The sequence below is a fragment of the Bartonella propinqua genome (assembly GCF_047263965.1).
Taxonomy (GTDB): Bacteria; Pseudomonadota; Alphaproteobacteria; order Rhizobiales; family Rhizobiaceae; genus Bartonella.
The window spans coordinates 147,715-174,713 of the sequence record NZ_JBLEBK010000001.1 but is presented as its reverse complement, the minus strand read 5'-3'; the positions used below and the strand labels follow the sequence as shown (position 1 = coordinate 174,713).

At 37.3% G+C, this 26,999-nt stretch carries 19 protein-coding genes; 10 read left to right on the top strand and 9 right to left on the bottom strand.

The features are described 5' to 3' along the window. The first annotated feature begins 31 nt into the window (after nt 1-31). The 3 genes from addB (at nt 32) to trxA (ending at nt 7,080) form a co-directional block, all read left to right on the top strand. Nucleotides 32-3,175, top strand: coding sequence for a double-strand break repair protein AddB (addB, locus tag ACMFKV_RS00735; RefSeq protein ID WP_413154239.1), 3,144 nt, complete (start codon nt 32-34; stop codon nt 3,173-3,175). Further along, entirely contained in the window at nt 3,172-6,648 is a 3,477-nt protein-coding gene (gene addA, locus ACMFKV_RS00730; RefSeq protein WP_413154237.1) for a double-strand break repair helicase AddA, read from the top strand. Before addB ends, addA begins: the two co-directional genes overlap by 4 nt. A gap of 108 nt (nt 6,649-6,756) precedes the next feature. Then, the gene (gene trxA / locus ACMFKV_RS00725; protein ID WP_336287799.1) at nt 6,757-7,080 is read left to right on the top strand and encodes a thioredoxin; all 324 of its coding nucleotides are present in this window, start codon (nt 6,757-6,759) and stop codon (nt 7,078-7,080) included. Between the two features lie 110 nt (nt 7,081-7,190). Here the strand turns inward: trxA and ACMFKV_RS00720 are convergent, their stop codons facing one another. From ACMFKV_RS00720 to lptC, 8 genes are all read right to left on the bottom strand, one after another. Then, nucleotides 7,191-8,768, bottom strand: coding sequence for a peptide chain release factor 3 (locus tag ACMFKV_RS00720; protein WP_413154236.1), 1,578 nt, complete (start codon nt 8,766-8,768; stop codon nt 7,191-7,193). Next, nucleotides 8,768-10,429, bottom strand: a complete 1,662-nt coding sequence (locus tag ACMFKV_RS00715) for a lysine--tRNA ligase (RefSeq protein ID WP_336287622.1) — start codon at nt 10,427-10,429, stop codon at nt 8,768-8,770. Before ACMFKV_RS00715 ends, ACMFKV_RS00720 begins: the two co-directional genes overlap by 1 nt. A gap of 1,492 nt (nt 10,430-11,921) precedes the next feature. After that, nucleotides 11,922-13,157, bottom strand: coding sequence for a dual-specificity RNA methyltransferase RlmN (rlmN, locus tag ACMFKV_RS00710; RefSeq protein WP_336287621.1), 1,236 nt, complete (start codon nt 13,155-13,157; stop codon nt 11,922-11,924). Between the two features lie 34 nt (nt 13,158-13,191). Next, a complete protein-coding gene (locus ACMFKV_RS00705) occupies nt 13,192-13,701 on the bottom strand; it encodes an invasion associated locus B family protein (protein WP_336287620.1) in 510 nt (169 codons plus the stop codon). A gap of 943 nt (nt 13,702-14,644) precedes the next feature. Beyond that, nucleotides 14,645-15,109 (bottom strand): PTS IIA-like nitrogen regulatory protein PtsN, encoded by a 465-nt coding sequence (ptsN, locus tag ACMFKV_RS00700; protein WP_336287798.1) that lies wholly within the window; start codon nt 15,107-15,109, stop codon nt 14,645-14,647. 1,122 nt (nt 15,110-16,231) lie between these two features. Continuing rightward, nucleotides 16,232-17,026: an LPS export ABC transporter ATP-binding protein gene (gene lptB, locus ACMFKV_RS00695; RefSeq protein WP_413154235.1), complete on the bottom strand. Its 795-nt coding sequence runs from the start codon at nt 17,024-17,026 to the stop codon at nt 16,232-16,234. 7 nt (nt 17,027-17,033) lie between these two features. Continuing rightward, the gene (locus ACMFKV_RS00690) at nt 17,034-17,642 is read right to left on the bottom strand and encodes an LptA/OstA family protein (protein ID WP_336287618.1); all 609 of its coding nucleotides are present in this window, start codon (nt 17,640-17,642) and stop codon (nt 17,034-17,036) included. Nucleotides 17,643-17,725: 83 nt separating this feature from the next. After that, the gene (gene lptC / locus ACMFKV_RS00685; RefSeq protein WP_413154232.1) at nt 17,726-18,370 is read right to left on the bottom strand and encodes an LPS export ABC transporter periplasmic protein LptC; all 645 of its coding nucleotides are present in this window, start codon (nt 18,368-18,370) and stop codon (nt 17,726-17,728) included. Nucleotides 18,371-18,560: 190 nt separating this feature from the next. Here lptC and ihfB point away from each other — a divergent pair, with 190 nt between their 5' ends. From ihfB to ACMFKV_RS00650, 7 genes are all read left to right on the top strand, one after another. Then, entirely contained in the window at nt 18,561-18,839 is a 279-nt protein-coding gene (gene ihfB, locus ACMFKV_RS00680) for an integration host factor subunit beta (protein ID WP_336287616.1), read from the top strand. Nucleotides 18,840-18,847: 8 nt separating this feature from the next. Then, on the top strand, nt 18,848-19,144 hold the full coding sequence (locus ACMFKV_RS00675) for a LapA family protein (RefSeq protein WP_336287615.1): 297 nt from the start codon (nt 18,848-18,850) through the stop codon (nt 19,142-19,144). A 167-nt stretch (nt 19,145-19,311) separates the two neighbouring features. Continuing rightward, the gene (locus ACMFKV_RS00670) at nt 19,312-20,244 is read left to right on the top strand and encodes a class I SAM-dependent methyltransferase (protein WP_336287614.1); all 933 of its coding nucleotides are present in this window, start codon (nt 19,312-19,314) and stop codon (nt 20,242-20,244) included. 2 nt (nt 20,245-20,246) lie between these two features. Next, on the top strand, nt 20,247-21,095 hold the full coding sequence (locus ACMFKV_RS00665; RefSeq protein ID WP_413154231.1) for a TrmH family RNA methyltransferase: 849 nt from the start codon (nt 20,247-20,249) through the stop codon (nt 21,093-21,095). Then, the gene (gene lspA, locus ACMFKV_RS00660; protein ID WP_336287612.1) at nt 21,092-21,595 is read left to right on the top strand and encodes a signal peptidase II; all 504 of its coding nucleotides are present in this window, start codon (nt 21,092-21,094) and stop codon (nt 21,593-21,595) included. Before ACMFKV_RS00665 ends, lspA begins: the two co-directional genes overlap by 4 nt. 533 nt (nt 21,596-22,128) lie before the next feature. Further along, nucleotides 22,129-22,902 (top strand): Bax inhibitor-1/YccA family protein, encoded by a 774-nt coding sequence (locus tag ACMFKV_RS00655; protein ID WP_336287611.1) that lies wholly within the window; start codon nt 22,129-22,131, stop codon nt 22,900-22,902. 109 nt (nt 22,903-23,011) lie between these two features. After that, a complete protein-coding gene (locus ACMFKV_RS00650; protein WP_336287610.1) occupies nt 23,012-23,878 on the top strand; it encodes an endonuclease/exonuclease/phosphatase family protein in 867 nt (288 codons plus the stop codon). A gap of 6 nt (nt 23,879-23,884) precedes the next feature. On the opposite strand, the gene polA is transcribed toward ACMFKV_RS00650, so the two are convergent. After that, nucleotides 23,885-26,791, bottom strand: a complete 2,907-nt coding sequence (polA, locus tag ACMFKV_RS00645; RefSeq protein WP_413154230.1) for a DNA polymerase I — start codon at nt 26,789-26,791, stop codon at nt 23,885-23,887. Nucleotides 26,792-26,999 lie beyond the last annotated feature (208 nt).

Here is a 26,999-nt window from a genome sequence, read left to right as displayed (position 1 = left end):
AATAATTTCCATACATTCTAAACGTGATCACATGACTCATAAACCGCGTGTCTTTTCTATTTCTTCAGGAAATGCTTTTTTACCAAATTTTGTCGATGCACTGCTCTCTCATACCCTTATTGATAATTTTGCACCAAACGGAGATATTCAAACTGCTCTTGCTGACACCATCATCTACGTTCCGACACGCCGTGCTGCTCGCGCTTTACGTGCAGCCTTTGTTGAAAGAAGCGACACACGATCAACCTTCTTGCCAACCATTCGCCCCTTAAGAGATGTAGACGAAGATAGCTTCCTCTTCGCTGAAAACCATACCAGTACTCTAAATCCCCCCATGGAAGAAAGTGAGCGTCTCTTACTTTTAGCGCGCCTCATTCGTCCTTGGCGTGAAAATTTGCCCACCCATCTGCGCGCCATGTTTGGTACAGAAGATGTACTCATTCCTGCTCATACTGCTGATGCAATTTGGCTTGCGCAAGACTTAGCGCATTTGATGGATGAAGTTGAAACAGAATCAGCAGATTGGTCAAAGCTTAAAGAAATTGTACCCGATATGGTAGCTGAATGGTGGCAAATAACACTTAATTTTCTTACTATTGTCACACAAAGCTGGCCGCAAATTTTACAAGAAAGACAACAAAGCGATCCAGCTGTATGGCGCAATCAAATACTCAAAATGCACGCGGAAACTCTACACCGCACACAACCCAATAAACCTATTATTGCAGCTGGTGCAACAGGTTCCATCCCCGCAGTCGCACATCTTTTAAAGGTCATCTCCTGTCTGCCCAAAGGAGCTGTTGTTCTTCCAGGTCTTGATCTTCATATGGACGAAGAACAATGGGATGTATTAGGCACAATCCATAAAGAAAAAACAACTTTTGATTTTTTCGATCATGCAGCTAACACCTTTAGCCACCCTCAATATCATTTTAAAAAACTTTTATCTCTCATGAAATGTCAACGCATTCATGTTCGCGAAATTGGCAAACAAAGCGTGATTAAGGAAAAACGTACAGCTCTTTTATCAGAAGCGTTCCGACCAGCCTCTACAACAGACCGCTGGGCACAAATTTTACGAGACGATTATGAAAGCCTTTGTGCAGATTGGTCACTCATTGAAGCCATTAATGAACGTGAAGAAGCTCTTGCCATTTCTGTTGCTTTACGCAATGCCATTGAAGACCCTACAAAAACCGCAGCTCTTATTACAAATGACCGTAATTTAGCGCGCCGTGTCGCAGCTGAACTACAAAGATTTGGAATCGAAGCAAATGATTCAGGTGGAATACCGCTTGCACAAACACTGCCTTCCACTTTGTTACGGCTTCTTTTAGAGAATCTGTTTCAACCTGACGATCCAATTGCTTTTCTTTCTCTTCTTAAGCATCCGCTCACAACACTTGGACAAAATCGTCATCACTTACGTGAAATGGCAGAAAACTTTGAACTGTTTATTCTTCGAGGCAGTACTGGTCGTATTAATCTTTGTGAATGTGATCAATTTTTTGAAAAATGGATGAAAACACATTCTCATGATATTTCTCACAATGATTCTTTTGACCAACAAAAAAGTGAAGAAGCGCGTCTGCTTTGTCATCTTTTAGTCAAAGCTGTTGAACCTTTAACATCTCTCATGAAACAGCAAAAGGAATGCACCATAAATGAAGCTGCAATAGCAACTGTTGAGGTTTTTGAAAATTTTGGGTATGATGAGAACAATTCCCTTGTAAATCTTTATCAAAACGAAGCAGGACAAGCCCTATCAACCTTTTTGCGTGAACTTGTATGTGATAAATCAGGATTAAAATTTCGCCTTTGCGAATGGCCTGCTATGTTCTCTGCTCTTATCGCGCCCCGTTCCGTAACGCCTCCCCCTGGAGGACACCCACGCTTATTCATCTGGGGCGCTTTGGAATCACGTCTGCAAACAGTTGATACCATGGTCATTGGCGGACTTAATGAAGGATCATGGCCAATCACAACCCGCAATGATGCTTTTTTATCGCGACCGATGAAAATGATGTTAACTCTTGAACCGCCAGAACAACGCATTGGTCTTTCTGCACATGATTTTCAATGGGCTATGGGAATGGACAAAGTGGTGATGAGCCGAGCTAAACGGGTTAATCATGCTCCCTCTATTCCTTCGCGTTGGCTACAACGTCTAGAAACAGTTATAGGAAAACAGGTTTGGGAACAAATCTGTGCGCGAGGTGAAATATTGCTTCATTGGGCAAAAGCACTTGACAATACAAACATCATTGCCTGTGCAACACGCCCTTGCCCTGTACCACCTCTTAATATGCGTCCACGCCATTTTTCAGTCACCGAAATAACAACGTTGCGCTATGACCCTTATGCAATTTATGCAAAAAAAATTTTACGCCTAAAACCGCTTAAAGCACTCATCCATGACCCTTGCGCCGCAGAACGCGGAACACTTTATCATGCTATTCTTGCCACTTTTTGCACACAAATAAAAAATCCCAATGCTGTAAACGCATTAGATGCACTCCTGAAAATTGGGCGCCAAGAATTCGATAAATTAAATTTAACGCCCGATATTGAAACAATCTGGTGGACTATTTTTGAAAATTTTGCTCCATTTTTCATTCAATGGGAAAGAAGTCTTGGGTCTCGGGAGCGATATGCCGAAGTGGCATCCCAAAAAGTCCCCATAGGGACAACAGGCGTAACGCTTTCAGGACGTGCTGATCGTATTGATGCCTTGCCAAACAAAATGGTTGAAATTCTTGATTTTAAAACTGGAACTCCCCCCTCATCAAAACAAGTTCGCAATTTATTATTTCCACAATTAGCATTAGAAACAGCTTTGTTAATGCAAGGAGCCTTTAAAGATTTTCAAGATTTTACCCCATCAAATTTACTTTATATCCCCCTCAATAAAAAAGGTGAAATCAAGCCTCAGTCAATTCTTTCAAACAAAAAAGAAGAAAATAAGCAAAACACGGAACAAGATTCAAAAGACGCAATCAATCTTGGCAAAAAAGCATGGAAACATCTTATTGCATTAATGGACTATTACCAAAATCCACAACAAGGCTATCTTTCACATGCAGTGCCCTTTAAAACAACATATGAAAGCGATTATGACCATCTGGCGCGATTATGGGAATGGTCAAGTGATTCTCACGAGGCAGATCAATCATGACTCTTTTTTCTATTCCTAAAGCAGCCCTCAATGCACAAAAAAAAGCAACGCATCCAAAAACAAACGTATGGGTTTCTGCAAATGCAGGATCTGGAAAAACACATGTTTTAAGCGAACGCGTCATCCGTTTGCTTTTAAACGGCACCCCTCCAGCACGCATTTTATGTCTTACTTATACAAACGCAGCCGCTGCGGTTATGCAATCGCGAATTTTTAATACACTTTCTGGCTGGAATGAACTTGATGACGCGCAACTCAAAATAGTCCTCTCGCGTCTTGAAAATAAACCTGTCAGTGCGCAAAAATTAATTTCTGCACGTCAACTCTTTGCTCGTGCCCTCGAAACACCTGGGGGATTAAAAATCCAAACGATTCACGCATTTTGCGAATCTTTATTGCATCAATTTATGTTAGAAGCCAATATCGCTGGACATTTTGAACTCCTTGATGATATTAATCGAAAAAAATTGTTACAAGAAGCGCGCCGTCAACTTTTAGCGCATAAAGATGCACAACCAGCTTTAAAACAGTTACTTCAAATTATCAGTGAAAACACTTTTGATGAATTGCTGGATGAAGCAGCCCAAAAGCAACATAAACTGTCTCGTTTTTTAACTTTCATTCTCTCTGAAAATGGAGAAAAACAACTGCGTGCACTCTTTGATTTAGCACCTGATGAAACAAATCAACTGCTACTGAAAAAAATTCAACAGACTGCTTTACTGTCCCCTCATGCCCTCCAATATCTTCAAATTTATGGCAATAAAAGCGCCCAAGATATGCTTGATAAATTTTCTCAATTAGCTTTTGCTTCTGATGAAACAAATATTATCAATATTATTTCAAATATTTATTTTAAAACCGATAGTAACCCCCGTAGCATTTCACGCTTATCCTCTAAAAAATCAGATGAAATTTGGCCTTTTATTCAAAAAGAAATTGAAGACAAACAAAGCCAACTTTCTGTTCTTTTAGACAAATATCAATGTATCAAAATCGTTACATTTAATATTGCCGCTTTTCAGCTTTGTGCCATTTATCTTAAAATTTATGCAAATTTAAAAAAGACTAACGGATTATTAGATTTTGATGACCTCATTGAACGCACACTTCATTTACTGCAGCGTAAAGGTGCAAGCCAGTGGGTGCAGTATAAACTTGACCGTGGTCTTGATCATATTCTGCTTGATGAGGCACAAGATACCAATCCTGAGCAATGGCAAATTATTCAACTTTTAACCGAAGAATTTTTCACAGGTTACAGTCAACGCACAAATATACGCACTCTTTTTGCTGTTGGAGATGAAAAGCAATCCATTTATTCTTTTCAAGGTGCCGTACCAGAAAATTTTGCCGCTAATGGACGAATAATTCAAAAAAAAGCGCAACAAGCAGAACAAAAATTTGAAAAAATACAACTGAATTATTCTTTTCGCTCTACAGCCGATGTGCTTAAAAGCGTTGATCTTGTTTTTGAGACGCCAGAAAATTACAAAGGTCTTTCAGCAGACAATATAAAAACAGTGCATGAGGCTATTCGTGTTCATAGCCCTGGTGATGTTATTTTATGGGATGCCATTTCCAAAGAAACAAATGAACTGCCTGAGGATTGGCATGCAACTGTTGATCATTTAGACACACCTGAAGTGCGTTTGGCAGAAAAAATTGCTGAAACTATTGCAAACTGGTTACATAAAGGGGAAATGCTTCCAGCAAAAGGGCGCTTACTGCGTGCCAGTGACATTATGATCTTGGTTCGTAATCGTGGTCAATTTGTTTCTGCACTTTCCCGTGCACTTAAACTGCGTAACATCCCCGTAGCTGGTGCTGACCGTTTACAGCTTACCAAACATATTAGTGTACGTGATTTAATGGCGCTTGCGCGTTTTGTTTTGCAACCACAAGATGACCTTTCTCTTGCCTGTGTTTTAAAAAGTCCACTTTTTGGGCTTACCGAAGATGAGCTTTACCAGCTTGCTGCACAACGTACAGACTCACTTTGGCAAAGCCTTTCCCTGCACGCACCATCGCAAAAGTCTTTTAAAAATGCCTTTGAAAGTTTAAGCCATTACCGCACTTTAGTAGATAAAATACCTGTTTTTGAATTTTATAGCCATATTCTTAACAATGATAAAGGGCGACAAAAAATTCTGGCTCGCTTAGGCTCTGAAGCAAATGACGTGCTTGATGCTTTCATGGATTACACGCTTGCTATTCAAAAAACTGGCTTACCAGGATTGCAAGCTTTTTTGGAAATACTAAGCGAAAGCGAACCAGAAATTAAACGTGAGTTTGATCAAAACCACGAAGAAGTTCGTATTATGACTGTTCATGCCGCTAAAGGACTGGAAGCTGCTGTTGTTTTTCTGGTTGATTCTGGTAGTGCAATCTGGCATTCGCAGCATGCGCCTCATTTGCTTAAAGTTCCCATGCGCAATACACAATTGAACGACCAACAAGGTTTTATCTGGCATCCCAATGCAGAATTTAAAACAAAAATTTCTGAAAAAGCACTTCTGCATTTAAAAGAGCGTGCTGAAGAAGAGTATAGACGTCTTCTCTATGTAGGAATGACCCGTGCTGAAGATCGGCTATTTGTTTGTGGATACAGCAGTAAGAAAACTCCGACTCAAACATGGCTACAATTGATAAAGAAAGCTCTCAAACCACACGCAGTACCTATAGAAGGTCCTGCAGAAGATATTGCTGCTTGGCGCTACAGTATAACATCTGCTCCTTCTTCACCAATCAACCAAGAAGTGTCTTGTGCAGAAAGCCAAACACTTCCACCTTTACCCAATTTTTTTGACCATAAAGTACCAACAGAACCAACCTTACCAAAACCGTTAAAGCCCTCTATTGCTAGTCTTTCCATTGAATCTGATATTGAGCTTTTTCCCAATCCAAAACAGCTTAACATTTCACCTGTTTTAGGAAAAACAAATACTAACCAAGCTTTTTCCATTGAATATGGTAATCTTGTGCACCGATTGCTGCAATATTTGCCTGATTGCGCCCCCCAAAAACGTCGAGATTATGCCCAACACTATCTTAACACCAAGGCTTCTCACTGGCATGAAACCCAACGAGAAGATGCACTCCGTCATGTTTGGCAAATTTTAGACAACTCTTCTCTCAAACCCCTCTTTTCTGACCTTTCACGTGCTGAAGTTTCCTTAATGGGCATTATCAAAATTCGTGGAAAAGAGCAGGCAGTTTCTGGACAAATCGACCGTCTATACATCACGCAAAATAGTGTTATCTTTGCCGATTTTAAAACTGGAACACCACCCGAAAACGAAGCCGCTATTGCACCACGCTATTTGTTACAAATGGCTCTTTATCGAAAATTATTGCAAGCTATTCACCCCGAAAAAGACATCCAAGCTCTTCTTATCTATAGTAAAGAAGCAAAAGTTTTTAATCTTACCTCGGAAAAACTCGATGCACTTCTTGATGAAATTGCCTTGTAAATCAAGAAAACTCTTTCCCTTAAGGCTTCCTATCCTTTATCTTTGCAAGAATAGCTTGATATGAATCGCTATCGTACCGATATAGAAGCAAAGATAAAGGATAAATCAATGACATGTATAAAAATTGATAAGAGCAATTTTGAAAGTGAAGTGCTCGCTTCTTCCACCCCTGTTGTAGTTGATTTTTGGGCTGAATGGTGTGGTCCTTGCAAAATGATTGCTCCGATTTTAGATGAAATTTCAACAGAAATGCAAAATCAAGTCAAAATTGCCAAAGTAAATATCGATGAAAATCCCGAACTGGCTACCCAATATGGAGTGCGCTCAATTCCCACCTTATTGATGTTCAAAAATGGAAATGTCTCATCAAATATGGTTGGTGCAGCTTCTAAAGGACGCGTTTCCGAATGGGTTAAAGATGGTCTTCGTTAAAATCCACTCATAGTGACTTTTTTATAAAGGAGAGAGGTTTTTCCTCTCCCTTTCCATTTGACTTTTTTTTAAGAATACTCTTATTTTTGCAAAAAAGACATCTTGTCTGTTTATTCAGAATGTATTTGATAATCTTTAAAAGCTGCAAATTTTATTTTTGGTGCCCGCTCTGCTTCATAATTCAATGAAAAATGATTTTCTGCTAAGAAAACTGGGGCACCCTCTAAATCATGAGCAATAGCAGATCGATGATTGGTGAGAAATTTTTGCATCTCATCTTTACTTTCTGCAGAAATCCAGCGGCATATATTAAAGCGTGCTGCTTCAAAGCTCACTGGTAAACAATATTCCATCTTCAGTCGCTCCATTAAAACGTCAATTTGCAAAGCACCAATAACACCAATGAGAGCAGGCGATCCATCATCAGGAATAAATAATTGTACGACTCCTTCTTCAGCCATTTGTTGTAAAGCTTCTTTAAGTTTTTTTGCTTTCATTGGATCACCCAAACAAACACGACGCAAAATTTCCGGCGCAAAATTAGGCATACCTTTAAAGAAAATATCTTCTCCCTCCGTCAGCACATCACCAATACGCAAAGTTCCGTGATTGGGAATACCGACTATATCACCAGCATAAGCTTTATCGGCAATTTGACGTGAACGAGCAAAGAAAAATTGCGGTGTTGAAAGTGTCATTGGCTTCCCCGTTCGCACCAATTTTGTCTTCATGCCACGTTCAAGTGTCCCCGAACACACTCGAAAAAATGCAATCCGATCACGATGATTGGGATCCATATTGGCTTGAATTTTAAAAACAAATCCTGTCATTTTAGGTTCAGTAGCTATGACATTGCGTTGAATTGCTACTTGATCGCGGGGACTGGGACCAAAATCAACCAGTGCATTAATCAAATCACGAACACCAAAATTTCGCAAAGCCGAACCAAAATAAACTGGTGTCATATGTCCTTCACGGAAAGTTTGAAGATCAAAATTTTTGCAGGCATTGCGAGCAAGATTGACTCCTTCAATAAAAGACGCTCGTCGATTTTCGGGAAGTAAATTTGCAACCTCATCAGGTCCAGAAACTGCCTGTTGAATTACCTCATCATCTTGTTGACGAAAACGATCATGGTGAATATCAAAAGTTCCCATAAAATCCTTGCCAGCACCAATAGGCCATGTAATTGGTGCGGTATCAAGCGCGAGTTTTTCTTCAATTTCATCTAAAATTTCTAAAGGATCACACGCTTCACGATCCATTTTATTCACAAAAGTAACAATAGGAATATCCCGCATCCGACACACTTCAAACAATTTCAGTGTTCTGGGTTCAATTCCGCGTGCACCATCCAGTACCATGATCGCACTATCAACAGCCGTGAGAGTACGATATGTATCATCAGCAAAATCCTCATGCCCTGGAGTATCTAAAAGATTAAAGATATGATTTTCATATTCAAACGTCATCACTGATGTGACAACCGAAATACCACGATCACGCTCAATATACATCCAATCAGAGCGGGTTTGAATACGATCTTTTTTCGCCTTTACCTCACCAGCAAGCTGAATAGCACCACCAAACAATAAAAGTTTTTCCGTTAGCGTTGTTTTTCCTGCGTCAGGGTGAGCAATAATAGCAAATGTGCGACGCCGCTTTACTTCTTGCGATCTTTTTTCCATTATTCCTCCACAGATCGCGTAAGTGCTTCAGCAATAAGTGCACGCATTTCATTAATCCCATACAGCGCAATAAATGACCCCAATCGTGGTCCTCGTTCTTGCCCTAAAAGAACTTCATACAACATTTGAAAAAAAACATTTGAAACACCTGGTCCCCCTTCAGGACTTTTTTTGCTATGATCTTGATAGCGTTCTTTTAAACGCGCAACATCAAGAAGCGCATTTTGAAGAGTGTTTCCATCAGCAGTTTCAGGTAAACTGGCTAATTTCATATCGATATTCACCAACGTTGCGCGCTCACACTCATCAGGGATTCGAAATTTTTTATTTGGTTTAACAAAAACGTCAAAATATTTAATGGCAAATTTCACCAACAGATCAAGCTCTGGATGCGTTTGTGCATTTACGCCTTCAGCATAGCGAGAAATAAAACCCCAAAGAACTTGTTCATTTTCAGCATTTGAAGCACTTACCAAATTCAGTAGCATAGCAAAAGATACTGGCAAATCAACCTGTGGAGGGCAGCCATTATGGATATGCCATACAGGGTTGTTAAGCCGCTCTTGCCATTTCTGACGACCATATGCAGAAAGATGCGTATAATATTCATCAACGACTTTTGGAATAACATCAAAATAAAGCCGTTTTGCTGTTTTGGGCTTTGAAAACATGTAAAGCGCTAAACTCTCTGTTGGTGCATAAGTTAACCACTCATCAATGGTTAAGCCATTTCCCTTGGATTTGGAAATTTTCTGCCCCTTATCATCCAAAAAAAGCTCATAATTAAATCCTTCTGGCGGATTTCCACCAAGTACTTTGCAAATTTTAGAAGAAAGATTTGTGGAATCGATGAGATCTTTGCCTGCCATTTCATAATCGACCCCTATCGCTTTCCAGCGCATTGCCCAATCTACCTTCCATTGACATTTGACTTTTCCTCCTGTCACTTCCGTTTCAATGGTTTCTCCTGTTTCAGGCTCAATATAAGTGACAGTACCTTTTTCAGCACTATAAGCAATGATTGGCACTTGCAACACTTTCCCAGAAAAAGGAGAAATAGGTAAAAAAGGTGAATAGCTAGCCCGCCGTTCTTCACCCAATGTTGGCAAGATAATTGCCATCACTTTATCATAACAAGCAAGTATTTTCATAAGTGCTTCATCAAAACAACCAGAACTATAATAATCAGTGGCACTTGCAAATTCATAATCAAAACCAAAACGATCAAGAAAAGCACGCAAACGTGCATTATTTGCTGCTCCAAAGGAAGGATAACCATCCCCAAAAGGATCTGGCACACAACTGAGCGGTTGACCAATATAGTTTTCCATTTTTTCGCGATCAGGCACATTATCAGGAACTTTACGCAAACCATCCATATCATCAGAAAAACAAAGAAGTTTTGTTTTTACCTTGTTTTCAGTTAAAATATGGAAGGCATGACGCACCATAGTTGTACGAGCAACTTCCCCAAACGTTCCAATATGCGGCAAACCAGAAGGTCCGTAGCCTGTTTCAAATATTATACTCTCTGGATAACCTGTTTTTTCGTATCGTTTGATAATCTTACGCGCTTCTTCAAATGGCCAAATTTTTGACTCAATAGCTGCATCTCTTACTTCAGGCGTAAGGCTAAGAGTACCACACTGATCACGCATCATTATTTTTATCCTACAAAATTAAATTTTTTTGATTCTTGAATCTATTCGTCAATAATAGCAAGCAAAAAGCTTCATAACTCCTATTATATTTTTGTCATGATACAACACCTATCTGAGCTTTACTGATAATTTTTCCTATTTTTATAGGAACAAAAACTCTGAAATATCATGAATTATAATTTGCTTATTTTAGTGACTGGTGCTTTAATTGCCCTTCTTATAGATTTCCTCTATTATCCCTATTGGTAAAAAGAAAGCTTCCTTGAGCTAAGAGGCAACAAAGAGCGTATCTATTAGCAAAAATCCGTTAGGAAAGTACCTTTTTGTAGGTTTAAACAGAAATCATGTCTTTCAGCTATAAATAAATATAATGAATATCGTCTTCTGCTTATCTTACCAAACGCGTCACGAATATGTGTAAGCTTTTTGCGTTTTTTTAATAAACCAACAGCGTTCTTTTAACCATAAGCACTCTGATTATCCTTAAAAGTTATAGATTTATCAAAATAAAACGACATTAATTTATCTATTTAAAAATCCGTTTGATGATTCAATGTCGAAAATTTTATCTTTTAGATTTTTATAAAACACAACTTCACACCCATAAAAAACGGTTTTTACCATTTTCACGACTATAGCTCTTCCCTTGAGAAAAAATAATAAAATGTGCTTATTAATTAAAACAAAAATCTTAAAACCAGTAGTCATTATGGTCACTTTTTAGGGCAATTTTTATAACAAAAGAGTAACAAATAAAGCTGTTTCTGTACAAACTGCAAGCAAAAGAAATTTGTATGTTACTTCTACTTGGACGATTTGTATTGTACAATAACATTGCTTATTTTAGCACTTACTCTAGAACCTGATATCATCTATGATCGTAGAGCAGTGGCTATTGCATAAAACAAAAAAGCTAAAATTATTATGTGCCTTTGGGATGGCAATAAGTTTTTTTATTTGAATTGTCACTGTAGCATTTGGCTTATTGGCGCTTATTTTTACCTAGCTACGCGCTTTTCCCCTAAGATTGCAAATGCCTTTTATCTTTTAGTCCTGCAAGCAATTACGCCAACACCTTACATTTTTCTTTCAAACAAATATCTTTAAAAACACCAAAGTCTTAGACGCATCATTTGCCAGCATTGGAATTAATTTGTTAAACTCTAAAATCATTTTTTAACGTAACTTTTTTCCACAACTTATTAATGCTCAGACCTCATGACCACGTACAAATTGCTCATTTTAGAGCTTTCTTGTGCTCTTATTTTTTTGCAAATTACAATTTTCATCATTCTTATGAAGAATAGTCTTATTCAAAACTTTCAAAAAAATCCCTCTTACACTTGCCCGCTTTATGGGTTCACAATTAACATATTTTACGAATCTTGCTTAACATCTTTAGGCAAGCAGAAGTGGATTTTTTATGATAAACAAGAGAAGATTTACGATAATATTAATGACCGTAGTTTTTTTATCAACCAATCAGCCAAAATTAAAGTTGCTTGTTATCAACTCCATATTCAAACTGCAAACGTTCAGATTTTCGTAAACGTTCTGAAGCAGATTTGAGCTGACCGCACGCAGCTAAAATATCGCGCCCGCGCGGTACTCGAATAGGCGAAGCATAGCCTGCTTGATTCACCACATCAGCAAAACGCTCAATTTGTTCCCAGTCAGAACATTGATAATTACTCTTTGGCCACGGATTAAAAGGAATTAAATTGATCTTAGCAGGAATACCTTTAAGTAACTGAACTAATCGTTTTGCATCATCTAAACTATCATTTACATCTTTCAGCATAACATACTCAAATGTAATTCGCCTAGCATTAGAAAGACCAGGATAATTACGGCAAGCATCCATTAACATAGCAAGCGGATATTTTTTATTAATTGGAACAAGCATATCTCGTAGCGCATCATGCACTGCATGAAGTGAAATTGCCAACATAACCCCAATTTCCTCTCCCGTTCGTACAATCCCAGGAACGATTCCACTCGTCGAAAGAGTAATGCGACGTTTTGACAAAGAAAGCCCATCTCCATCAGAAGCAATTAATAAAGCTTTTTTGACTGCTTCAAAATTATAAAGTGGCTCCCCCATCCCCATCATAACAATATTGGTAATTTTGCGCCCTTCAATTGGAACAATTGCACCATCAGGGGTATTTTTATCAGGAAAATCACCTAAACAATCACGTGCAACCAATAATTGTGCTAAAATTTCTTCCGCTGTTAAATTTCGAACAAGTACTTGTGTTCCCGTATGGCAAAAAGAACAAGTTAATGTACACCCTACCTGAGATGAGAGACATAAAGTACCACGTCCCTCTTCAGGGATATAGACCGTTTCAATTTCAACAGGCTTCCCAGCCCCACGTGCTGGAAAACGTAAGAGCCATTTACGCGTACCGTCTTTTGATATTTGCTCTTCAACAATTTCTGGACGCGCAATGGAAAAATGGCTTTTAAGCATTTCTTGCATTGGCTTAGAAATATTCCGCATTTCATCAAAATTTGAAACACCCCGTACATAAAGCCAATGCCAAAGCTGACGCACACGCATACGCGTTTGGTGTTTTGGCACACCAATTTCTTTTAAAGCCTCCACCATTTCATCGTGCGATAAACCAATTAAAGGTAGCTTAGATCTCTCCTTTACTACAACACCATCGGACTTCAGTGTTGAACATACACTTATTGGCTTGAGGTCATATGAAATGGCCATTGATTTCATCACTATTTTAAAATTACAAGTGTTCTTAATGGCATTTTTGTGCCCGATTTAATGCAGCAGTTACCCCTTTTAAAGAATAAGTATAAGTGGTATGAGTTCCCCGTTTTGAGGTAGCTTTCACTGTCATATTATTCCCAGAACGCATAGCAGAAACAAGCTGCTTTTCTAACGTTGGAGACTCCAACCAAGCCGATGAATCCTTCGTAAAAAAGTCAAAATCCTTATTTCCAATAGTCACAGTAACTCTTGATCCTTCCTTAAGTGTATAACCAGCCATAAATTGCGGTTCAAAAGAAACAGGTGAATGAGAACGTTTAGTAACCAAAAAGAAATTATCGCCATGCTTAACCGTTGTTGGAAGCGACTCCAAAGGCACCGACAACACGTAGCAAATTGTATTTTCTGGTGATTTATAGGAATAGGTTCCCCAAGCATCAAATTGATCCAAACGGCTCGGTGTTTGTGCCCATGCCATCTCAAGAGTAACCACAACCATTACAAATGCAGCAATAAACGTCTTTTCAAATATCTTCATTTAGCTCACTTCTTTATTCTTTACAAAATCTTCTTCACTGACAAAGCTCCAACAAAAGCCTGCTTACTGCTTATGTAGCTCTCCCAATCTTATCAAGAAATAAAATATTGTCACCCTCATCAGAACAAATCTTTATGTTTAATTTTGACTCTTTAATAGTTACTAAAACATGAATTTTCTTACTTAATAATTGGATTTTTAAAAAAAATATTTTGATCTCACTTTATTAAGTTCGCTTTTTGTATAAAAAATTATCTCTTGAAGCAATTGGATTTCAAAATAAATAAAGCGTAATACATTATCAGTCTGCTAAAAAGCAAACTACCTTGCCCTACTATAAACAATTTGATCAAAACTTTAGGAAAACATCTATCAAATAACACTCCAAATTTCACTCTCATTTAGAGGTTATCAATCAATTTAACAGATTCAACATATTTGCAGCAGTAAAAACCGTAAAACACCTTACTTTTCACTCAATACTATTTGCCAATATTTGAATATCTTGCGATATTACCGCACAATACTCTCACACTATTTCAAAGTTATTTTGCAAAAAAGCACCAAACATTACTGACATATTGACTCTGAAATACTTTAGCACCAACCACTGCATATAATTTTTCTTACTTTGATAGATATAAATGCTCATCATCTTATACAAAGGAAATTTTTATATATTTTGATGCTTAAACATTCATTACAAAGAAACACATCAATCACCTGATTGAGAAATAGAAATTTATGAATGAATAACCCAAGTAAATAGATCTAAAATCACGATAATGAGTGATTCTAGTATGAAAAATAAAAATAACTTAAAAAAAATCAGCAACTTGCTCTATCTTCAGTTCTTTAAAGTAAGCATTCTCTTCAAGCGTAGATTATACCGTTTTCTATTCCACTGTGAATTCAATGACCGCAATGCACACATCATCATTTTTTAAGCTGCATTTGACGCTGAATTCTGAATCAATAACGTGTAAAGTACATTAGCATCATATGTATTACGCAACTTCTGAACAACATCAGAATGACGCAAAACACGCGCAATCTGTGACAAAGCTTTTAAGTGATCTGCACCAGCATTTTCAGGTGCCAAAAGTAAAAAAACGAGATCAATCGGTTCATCATCGAGAGCTTCAAAATCAACTGGAATTTCAAGGTGAGCGAATATGCCAATAATTTTATTAATATCAGGTAATTTTCCATGAGGAATAGCAATACCACCACCTAGACCTGTTGATCCTAGTTTTTCACGTTGTAAAACAACATCAAAAATTACACGCTCATTAAGGCCTGTTAGATCGGCTGCTTTTTCAGCTAAAATTTGCAAAACTTGTTTCTTCGAATTCGCCCTAAGAGCCGGAATAATTGCTTCCGGTGCAATTAACTCACTCAAATTCATACCTTCATTTTCCTTTTGCATACTCAAATGCTCATCCACAAATCAGTAAGCGGTATTGATACCTTAATTTCACCGTATGTATATCCACTTTTCAATCCATAATAGATGATGATTCAATTCATCTTACTACCAACTCAACGATAAATAGTATTCAGCTTTTAATTAACAGAATGAAAAAAGGGAATGGAATTATTCACAAAATCTAAGTTCACTATAATATCAGTAATAGCCACTCTTCATAAATTTACCGACCTTTCAGTCATAACAGTTGGTGTACAATTCTTCGTTAGATATTTCCTTTCAAGAATTGGTTCCCGTAACATGAAAAGCGTACCTATATAAAACAGCACTTTATTTTGACAATTACTGTGCAACTTAAAACAGCAAACTACCATGACTCAAACAGTCTCTAATACATTTAATGGATATCTTTAAAATAGCCCGTAAATTTGGACTAATCTTTACAATAATGCAATAGTTTTTAAATCCATAACGCAATAAAAGTAGTATGAACACATTTAACAACTGTAATAAATCACAGAATATCAATAACAGTATCATCTATATATTGTTTGATTTGATAGAGAAAACTATTCTCACTCTTCATATACCTTCCAGAAATACAGTTTTATTCACCGCCTCATTTATTATTTATCATAAAGTGAATCTAGCGATACCTTTTCCATGATACAATTTAAAGAAAATCAAACTGCAAAAGCAATAAAACTATCTTATCTTGTGATGAAGCTTTTTCTCATCATTCAGCAACAGCTTAGTTTAAAATTGTAGTCATAAAAGAAGTTTTGGCACAAATAAGGAATTTGTTAAAAATAACGCAATAAATGTAACTATCATAAAAAATCTGATTGTGTATCTGAGCTTACAAATACCCTTACTTGTCCTATTTTTTTAAAATAATCACAAATTTTACCCTATACCAACAAAATTCCTGATCACACAATGGCAGCGCGCATATCGGCAACACCTATTTGAGGATCAAAATAAAGTTCATTGAAGCTTTGTAAAATGAGATTGGTTATTCACTATATAAGAAAAATAGTGTTTGTGCTTACAATATCAATTCTGCTTAAATTTAAATGAAAATTCATAAAAGCTGTAAAATCAGAGAGAAAACTGATTTCCTAAATAAATTTTTCGCACGTCAGCGTTATTAATGATATCGTTAGGACAACCGTGAATTAACACTTTCCCTGCGTGAATAATATAAGCGCGGTCGACAAGACCTAACGTCTCACGCACATTATGATCAGTTATCAAAACACCAATACCACGTTGGGTTAAATGGCGAATAAGCTGTTGAATATCAAAAATGGCAATAGGGTCAATTCCCGCAAACGGTTCATCAAGTAATAGAAAATTGGGACGAGAGGCTAAAGCGCGCGCAATTTCAAGGCGCCGACGTTCCCCCCCTGACAAAGAAATGGCAGGTATTTTGCGTAAATGATCAATTTTAAATTCATGTAAAAGCGCATCTAACTCTTCACGTTGTTTACGGCGGTCTTTTTCGATTACCTCCAAAACAGCTTTAATATTATTTTCTACTGAAAGTCCGCGAAAAATAGATGCTTCTTGCGGAAGATACCCAATACCTAAACGAGCACGCCGATACATCGGTAGATGGGTGATATCAAATCCATCAATTTTTATTGATCCCCCATCAGATTTAACAAGACCTGTAACCATATAAAAACAGGTCGTTTTACCAGCACCATTGGGACCTAAAATGCCAACAGCCTCTCCCGTACGAATACCGAAAGAAACACCATTAACAGCCTGTCTTTTTCGGTAAATTTTAATCAAATGATGCGCAATCAAAGTTCTTTTTAAAGGCTCTTTTAAAGCTTCATCTGCAAGATCACATCCAGCCGTTTTTTTTTCTCTCTTGATTCCAAACATAAAAATCTTAATGGTCGTTCTTTTGATTTTGTTTTAAAATGATTGAAACGCGACCCTTTTTTTCAGACGTTTCACAGCCTTCAAGCAAAATTTTTCCAGTTTTCATATCTGCTATCAATTTGCACCCTGTTGCTACATTATCACCATCGATTAATACAACATTATTACCTGTCAAAGTCATCATATTTGACTTTCCATCAAAAATACCTTTATCACCCGTAGCAATTTGCGTAGCTATTTTTATATAAACCTTTCCTAAGGCTTCCATTTTTTGAACACCTGTTGATCCGAACCTCATAGGTGATACTATTTCTGTATTGGCTTGATCCCTATCCGTTACTTTATGCGCCTTATCGTAATAAACAACTAATTTCGATGTTCGCAGGAGACGGTTCCCCTGAACCACTGATACATTACCATCAAAGAGAGCCATTCCCTCTTTATCACGTATTTCTAAAGAATCTGCATACAATTCTACTGGCTCTTTTTTGTTTGAGAGATTAATTCCCAAACGTGCTCCTTCAGCATATCCATAAACTACTCCAAGCCCTAATATCCCCATACTAAAAGCCAAATATATGACTCCCCATTTTCCGTATGATGTTTTTGGCTTCATTTCACTCAACTCTCAATTCTTTTGTTTACACGTACATATAATTCTCTTTCATAAAGATCATCTAGGTTCGTATTGGTACTCTTTTATTGCTTATCAATGATTAAATGCACACCACCTTGAAAATACATGGTTTGTTTTTTTTCTCGAATTTGCAAAGCATTTGCTACAAGATGCAAGCCCGCACTCTGAATATTGACACGTTTATTTGTACTTAATTGCCCATCAGACAAATTAATATCTGCCTCAATAAATTGTGCAACCATTCCATCATTTGTTGTAATCGTGAATGGTTTGTCTAATTGTAAACGACCATTAATATTGTCATAAATCCCCCCTTGTGCATCAAGGAAAACTCGTCCCTTTTTGCCCACAAACGCCTCAGCTGTGATATTTTGAAGTCCTACAATCCCAGAACGTGTATAATCTTGAAATGCCTTTTCCGCTTTGATCCAATAAGGTTCATGAGAACTTGTATAACCTTCTAATTTTGGATTAAGCATTGTCAATTTCATTATCCCATCTTCTTTATTATTCAAGATCACAGGATCAGAAACATTTGGAGTAAAAAAAAACGTAAACCAGCAAAAAACCAGCGCCATAGCAAATGCTGAGAGAGGTAAAAAAATCTTTAATATGCTAATGCGACGTGAATGACGATATGTTTTTTTTAAAATATCACCAAAAGATGATTTTGTTGAAAAGACTTCACAATGATTGTGTGTGACCATACTACCCTAATCTTTCAAATATTTCATGCTTCTCGATCTGTATAGCCTCTATAAAGGGTATTTTCAAATTTTGTTTGTTGCAATTTGTTTTTTCTTGGTTTTATTTTTCTTGCACTCGTTTATATATGTAGTGTGTGTACATAAAGTGCACAATTGCAAAAAATCTTTTTTGTATGAAAGAGAGGTCATTTTGGTTAAGTCAGAACTTGTACAAATCATTGCTCGGCATAATCCACACCTTTTTCAACGTGATGTGGAAAATATCGTCAATGCTATTTTTGAAGAAATTTCAGCAGCACTCGCTAACGGAAATCGCGTTGAACTTCGCGGTTTTGGAGCCTTTTCTGTCAAAAGCCGCTCAGCACGTAACGGTCGTAATCCACGAACAGGTGAAGCTGTTGTCGTCGAAGAAAAATGGATTCCTTTTTTCAAAACTGGCAAAGACTTGCGTGATCGACTTAATCAATGAGCAAACTTATGACTACCAAACGTATCCTTTTAGCAATTATCTTGGTACCCCCCACAGTTCTTTTGATTGCCTTTATCATAGCTAACCGTCAAATGGTTACTTTAACGCTTGATCCTTTTCGAACAAACTCTGAAAGTTTTACTTATCAAGCTCCTTTGTTTATATGGCTTTTTATTTTTTTCGGTCTAGGTATTTTATTAGGAAGTATAATCAATTGGTTTGCATGCCATAAATGCAGAAAAGCTCTTAAAGAAAGCAAAGCTGAACTCGAAAAATTAAAAATATCTATCGCTGATATGATATAATGATGACATTTGAATGGCATCTCGCCTTTAATTGTGTTTTACTCAATATTAAAAGTAATTTTTCTCTCATTTATACATATTTTAATCGATTTCAAATTTTTGTATTATTACAAAAATTTAATAGCCTTTTAATATAATTTTTTAATGACTGTATAGTGAAACTGAATATGCCTGCACAATGCCTTCAACCACACCATAGCAATATGTATCCGCAGGAAAAGTTACCTCTTATTTTAGAAACAGGTGTGAGTGCAGATTATGCTCTCATAGACTCTGGTAATGGGAAAAAATTGGAACGTTATGGAGCTTACCGTATTATTCGACCAGAAGGTCAAGCGCTATGGAAACCAGCTTTATCACAAAAGCATTGGGCTAGTGTTGATGCCATTTTCACAGGCAACCGAGATGAAGAAGGTGTTGGTCGTTGGTATTTTCCTAAAAAGCAGCTTGGTGAAACATGGCCACTTTCTTGGAATGGACTATCCTTTTTAGGTCGCTTCACTTCTTTTCGTCATGTAGGTGTTTTTCCTGAACAAGATGCCCATTGGCGCTCAATGGAAGAACAAATTGTTAAAACCACACGTCCAGTCAAATTATTAAATCTTTTTGGTTACACAGGTATTGCCTCTTTGATTGGAGCACGCGCAGGTGCAAATGTTACTCATGTTGATGCTTCTAAAAAAGCTATTGCTTGGGCAAAAACCAATCAAGAAATAGCTGGATTATCAGATCGCTCTATTCGCTGGATTTGCGATGATGCAGTAAAATTTGTCGAACGCGAATTGCGCCGTCAAAAAAACTATGATATAATTCTCCTTGATCCTCCTGCATATGGACGTGGACCTCATGGTGAAGTTTGGCAACTTTTTGATCACTTACCAGCAATGATTACAAATTGTCGCAAACTTTTATCCGACAAGCCTCTTGCTATTATACTCACAGCTTATTCTATTCGTGCCTCCTTTTACACACTTCATACTTTGATGCGTGATGAATTCATAAATTTTGGTGGTACAGTTGAATCAGGAGAACTGATCTTGCGCGAAGAAACTGCTGGGCGTGCCCTTTCCACTTCTCTTTTTAGCCGTTGGACTGCCTGAATATGTGTATACCAAAAATCGGTAAAGTTAAAGAAATCACCTCCCTTAGTAATCCCATCATTAAAGATATTAAAGCACTCAGCCAAAAGAAAAACCGAAATAGAGAAGGTCTTTTTATGGCAGAAGGACTTAAATTGGTGATTGATGCCTTAAATCTGGGTTGGACAATACAAACACTTATTTTTTCCAAAAGCGAAATTGGTAATGCTGTTATCGAAAACACCGCTGCACGCACTATAGCCAATGGTGGTTTCGTCATTAAAGCTTCACAAAAAGTCATGGAATCTATCACTCGTCGCGATAATCCACAAACAGTTATTGGTATTTTCAAGCAACAATGGCACTCACTTGAAATGATAAAAGAACGGATAGAAGATGTTTATATCGCGCTTGATCGGGTGCGTGATCCAGGAAATCTTGGTACTATTATCCGTACTGCTGATGCCGTTGGAGCTAAAGGTGTTATTTTAATCGGTGAAACAACAGATCCTTTCTCACCTGAAGCAGTGCGTGCAACAATGGGATCAATTTTTTCCATACCACTTTACCGTTTTGATGAAAGCGCCTTTTTAGACTGGTCTGCACACTTTGAAGGCACGATCATTGGGACGCATCTCAAAGGAACTGTCGATTATCGTAAAATCGGTTTCAAAAATGGTCCTATTATACTGTTAATGGGCAATGAAAAACAAGGTTTACCAGACATTCTTGCAAGTCGCTGTGATAAACTCGCGCGCATTCCTCAAAGTGGGCGTGCTGATTCGCTTAATCTGGCAGTAGCAACAGCGATTATGCTTTATGAAATTCGCCGTTCTTATCTAACACTAGAAGCATGTGATGACAGAATATGACACACAAATCATTCTCTTTTTTTCTTCTTGGTTTGATTTTTATAATAGGGATTGATCAAACAGCTAAATATTGGGTGATGCATAATATATTTTTAGAAACAGAGATCCCGCTTCTCCCCTTCCTTTCCCTCTATCACGTACATAATTCTGGTATTGCATTTTCGTTTTTTTCTTCCTTTTCTCACTGGGGACTCATTGCTCTCACACTTATCATTATTTTTTTTCTTTTATGGCTGTGGAACAACACTAAAGATAGCAGATATTTATCGCGCTTTGGTCTCACCCTTATCATTGGCGGAGCAATCGGCAATCTTATCGATCGTATCCGTTTTCACTATGTTATTGATTTTATACTATTTTATATTGATGATATCTTTTATTTTGCTATTTTCAATCTTGCAGATACTTTTATCACCTTCGGTGTTATTGCTCTTCTTATTGAAGAAATACTTATCTGGATTAAAGAAAAACATCATTCAAATCATACATCTTCTAAATAAGTACCTGTTGATTCGCCTTAGGTATTCGCACTTTATATAAACATATTTCATACCCACTTTTTTAGACATTCTTTCTTTACATTTTTCGTAATAATTTTTGTTTAGAAAACAGCATTTCTTCAATTCTCTTAATTCTTAATATCACTTTTAAAAATGCTGCAATTGTTATGATGGAATGTTTCTCTACTCATTTTTTCCTCAATTTCATTTTTACCCTTCTTTGCGTATTTTTCTGCTTACACGTTCAAAGGAGAAAAAATCTTGCATTTTAATTCTTTATTTCGCACAAACTGTTCTAAAATAGCTTAAACATTTTTGATAAAAATGGATTCTTTTGTTACCAATTTGTAAGCTTTTCTCTTAACAAAAGTGTCTTGTAATTTTTTCATAAATCCCCATAATAAGGGAAGGTATCTGTCAGCCATCGAGACTTTGAGCTGATTTATATTTGCCAAGTAAAAGCTTTCTGTATAAAGGTACAGATCCCTTTTAACCCAATAGCTGACAGAACATATACTAAAGGATTTTATATTATGGCTGACTTTAAAAATTTACGTTCGGCATCTGTTTCTCATGCTGATGCATCAGTTGACCAAGGACTGCGCAGCTATATGCTGGGCGTCTATAATACAATGGCCATTGGTTTGCTTATTACAGCTGCTGCCGCTTATGTAGTTGCATCACTAGCAACGACAACAGATATGAGCCAAGCAGTCGCTCAAATCAGCAACAGTGTTTACTTAACTTCATTCGGAGTAACATTTTACACATCGCCATTCTCCTATGTTGTTATGTTTGCACCGCTTGTAGCGGTATTATTCCTCAGTTTCAAAATTAATACACTGAGTACAAGTACGGCTCGCAGCCTCTTTTTTGGTTATGCAACCCTTGTTGGGCTTTCGCTGTCTTCGATCATTTTGCGTTATACAACAGAAAGTATTGTGCAAACATTTGTCATTACCTCTGCAGCTTTTGGTGCTCTATCACTTTATGGTTATACGACAAAGCGTGATCTCACAGCTATGGGATCATTCCTTTTCATCGGTTTGATTGGCTTGATGTTTTCTATGATTGTTAATATCTTTCTTGGATCAAGCGCTTTACAATTTGCTATCTCAATAATCGGTGTTCTTGTTTTTGCTGGTCTGACAGCTTACAACACACAGAATATAAAATTGATGTATTATGAAGGGGATGCAAATGACACTCGGGGTCGTAAGATTATTATGGGTGCATTAAACCTTTATCTTGATTTTATCAATATGTTTGTCTTTTTATTACAATTTCTTGGCTCAAACCGTGATTGATTGCAACAATCATCGTTTAATTTTAAAACCTTGTTTCCCTCAAGAAACAAGGTTTTTTTATTTTTTAACGCAAGCGTCTCTCCCTTATCCTTTTGGCACACTACACTAAATGATCAAGAAACCCTATAAGCAAAAATTTCCTTGGTTGACTGCATTTATCCAGAAAAAAATCCAAAGTCCTCTTTTAAATGCTATACACAAACGTTCCAATCATCAAACGAACATAATCAACCAAAATGATAATTATGATCTTACTGTTGCTTCCTATAATGTCCACAAATGCATAGGCGTTGATAAAATTTTTAATCCTACACGTATTGTACGTGTTATTACTGAACTGCAAGTTGATATTCTTGCCATTCAAGAAGCAGACAAGCGTTTTGGTGAACGCATTGGTTTGATTGATCTTCAATTATTAAAAGCAGAAACGGGTCTAATTCCAATCCCTTTGAATACTATGTCTCCTCATGGTCATGGTTGGCATGGTAACGCTCTTTTTTTGCGACAGGGACATGTGCATGACATATTACAAATTACTCTTCCTGGTATTGAGCCACGTGGCGCAGTGATTGTAGAGTTGGCAATGAAAACTGGTCTTATTCGTGTCGTTGCCGCCCATTTTGGTTTATTACGCCATTCTCGTAATCAGCAAATAAAAATGCTTCTTGCACTTCTGCAAAAACGCCCCCTTATGCCCACACTACTTATTGGGGATTTTAATGAATGGCGGAGAGGAAAAAGCTCATCTTTAAATCATTTGTCTCCCTATTTTGATAAAACTCTTGGAACTGTACCAAGCTTTCCCTCTCGCTTCCCCTTTCTTGCTCTTGATAGAATTTTCGCTTTTCCCCATCAGTTGGTAACAAATATCGAAAATCATCATTCACCACTTGCACGCATTGCATCAGATCATTTACCTATTAAAGCTTATCTTGACCTTGCCAATGCAATGACTATTCTTAAAAAAAATAATTGAAACAAACTAATGTGCCTCATCCCAATTTTGAGCAGCCATTACTTTTACTTCAAGCGGTACTGACAAAGAGAGTACTGGCATTGTTGCATTTTCCATAACCTTTTTAACAAGAGCCATGGTTTTCTCACTCTCCTCTTCTGGTACCTCAAAAATCAGTTCATCATGCACTTGTAATAACATTTTTGCTGACAGTTTTTCTTTTTTCAACGCATCTTCCATTTGAATCATAGCACGACGAATAATGTCCGCTGCTGACCCTTGAATCGGTGCATTGATAGCAGCCCGTTCATTGAAAGCACGAACTTGCAAATTAGCCGCTTTTATCTCTGGATAATGGATACGACGTCCAAAAATAGTCTCCACATAACCATTTTGTCGTGCAAATATTTTTGTTGTTTCCATATAGTCTTTAATTCCTGGGAATCTTTCAAAATAAAGTTGGATATAGCGACTCGCTTCTTGCCGCGAAAGACCTAACTGGTTAGCTAATCCAAAAGCTGAAATACCGTAAATAATGCCAAAATTAATTGCCTTTGCACGTCGCCGTATATCTGAACGCATTTCTTCTATCGCAACCCCAAACATTTGCGATGCAGTTATAGCGTGAATATCTTGACCTTGTGAAAAAGCTTCTTTTAACGCTGTAATATCAGCAATATGCGCAAGAATGCGCAATTCAATCTGGCTATAATCAGCCGATATCAAGACATGTCCTTTGGGAGCAACAAAAGCTGTTCGGATTTTGCGTCCTTCGGCAGTTCGCACTGGAATATTTTGCAAATTGGGCTCAGATGATGATAACCGTCCTGTTGATGTCGTTGCTAAAGAATAATTCGTATGAACACGCCCTGTTTTTGGTAGAATATAAGAAGGCAAAGCATCTGCATAGGTGGATTTTAACTTTGCAAGTTGACGCCAATCAATAATTTTACGCGGCAAAATATGACCTTCAGCAGCCAACTCCTCTAAGGTTTGTGCAGAAGTTGACCACTGCCCACCCTTTGTCTTAGCACCTCCCAGCAATCCCATTTTACCAAAAAGGATATCACCCAATTGCTTTGGTGAAGCGATATTAAATTTCTCACCAGCTAACTGATAAATTTCTTCTTCCAAAATAGAAGCAGCCTGTGCCAACTCTCCTGAAAGACGCAATAAAATCTGCCGATCAACGAGAACCCCACGTTCTTCCATTCTCGCAAGAACTTCTATCAACGGGCGATCAAGACGTTCATAAATTTTTGTAACTCCTTGAGCTACAAGCTGTGGTTTCAAAACTTGCCACAAGCGTAGCGTTATATCAGCGTCCTCCGCAGCATAAAGGGTTGCCTGTTTCAAATCTACTTGTGCAAAAGAAGTAATCTTTTTTCCGTTATACGTTAAATCTTTGTAAGCAATCGGCTTATGCCCAAGCCAACGTTCAGACAAAGCATCCATATTATGTGTTAAAGTTCCAGTATCTAAGCTATATGATAAAAGCATTGTATCATCAAAAGAGCGTATCACAATGTCGTATTGCTTCATCACCAACCAATCATATTTTATATTTTGACCAATTTTTAACACTGCTTGGTTTTCTAATATCGGCTTTAAAAGTGCTAAAGCCTTTTGTGTCTCAATTTGCCCGACAATGCGTCCCCCTCCTAAAAGATCATCTCCTCCCTCAAGATGTTCCAATGGTATATAGGCTGCTTTTTCTGGCTGTAATGCCAATGAAAAACCAACAAGCTTTGCTTGCATAGGATCAAGTGACGTTGTCTCAGTGTCAAAAGCAAAAAAGCCCTGCTCTTGTGCTTCCAACAACCACTTCTTTAAAATTTCTTCATCAAGAATAGTCGTATAAGCATCTCTTGTAATTCTTTGGGTAAGAACTTGATCTCTACGTTTTTGTGCCAATAATTGTGGGGAATTTTCAGAAAAATCATGAGAGGATATTATATCAGTTTTCTTGATATGAGAATCACGCTTATCTATAGGTTTTTCCCACTCAACATTTATATCAAGTGCATCAATAGCTGCTGCATCACATGCTGTTGCCTCTGCTACACGACGCGTTAGTGTCGTAAATTCCATAGCTTTGAGAAAAGTGATTAAGCGTGGACCATCTTGTGGTTCCAAAATAAAATCATCTAAATCATTGTCTACAGGCACATCTCTTTTCAACCGAACTAATTCACGAGAAATTTTCGCCTGCTCACTATAAGCTTGAATATTTTCACGTCGTTTTGTTTGCTTGACTTCTGCAACGCGTTGTAACAAAAGATCAAGAGAACCAAATTGTTCCAGCAATTGGGCTGCGATTTTGGGACCAATACCTGGAATACCTGGCACATTATCTGTTGAATCTCCTGTCAAAGCTTGTAAATCAACCATTTTTTCAGGTGTTACACCCCATTTTTCTATAACTTCGGAAATACCGATATACTTGTCTTTCATTCCATCATACAAAGACACATGTGTATCCACTAACTGCATAAGATCCTTATCAGAAGAAATAATGGTTGTTTTTGCTCCAGCCTTTGTTGCCAATTGTGCATAGGTAGCAATTAAATCATCCGCTTCGAATCCTTTTTTTTCGATACAAGGCAAATTAAAAGCCTTTGTTGCTTGTCTTATTAAAGAAAATTGAGGAATAAGATCTTCAGGAGGATCTGCCCGATTCGCTTTATATTGAGGATAAATTTGCTTACGAAATGTATCGGATGAATAATCAAAAATAACAGCAAAATGCGTTGGAACAGCACCAGAATCTGTGTTGCGAGCATCACAGAGCAGTTTCCATAGCATATTGCAAAAACCTGCAACAGCTCCCACAGGAAGCCCGTCCTTTTTACGCTTTAAAGGCGGCAAAGCATAGTAAGCACGAAAAACATAGCCCGATCCATCAACCAAAAAAAGATGATCTTTTGTTTTCATGAAAATTTTATTTCTCCATTTTAGCCAAAAACAATTTACTCTTATATATTTTTTTTTATCTTATTTTTTAAATTTATTTAAACGCCTCTAAAAAGCCATTTTTTTGGTTTTATAAAACAAAATGTCGTTACGCTTTATATTCAGTACCTAGAGCTTTTCTTTGCTGTTACGGGATATAATAGCTTTCATTTTGCTCCTCCTATGATAG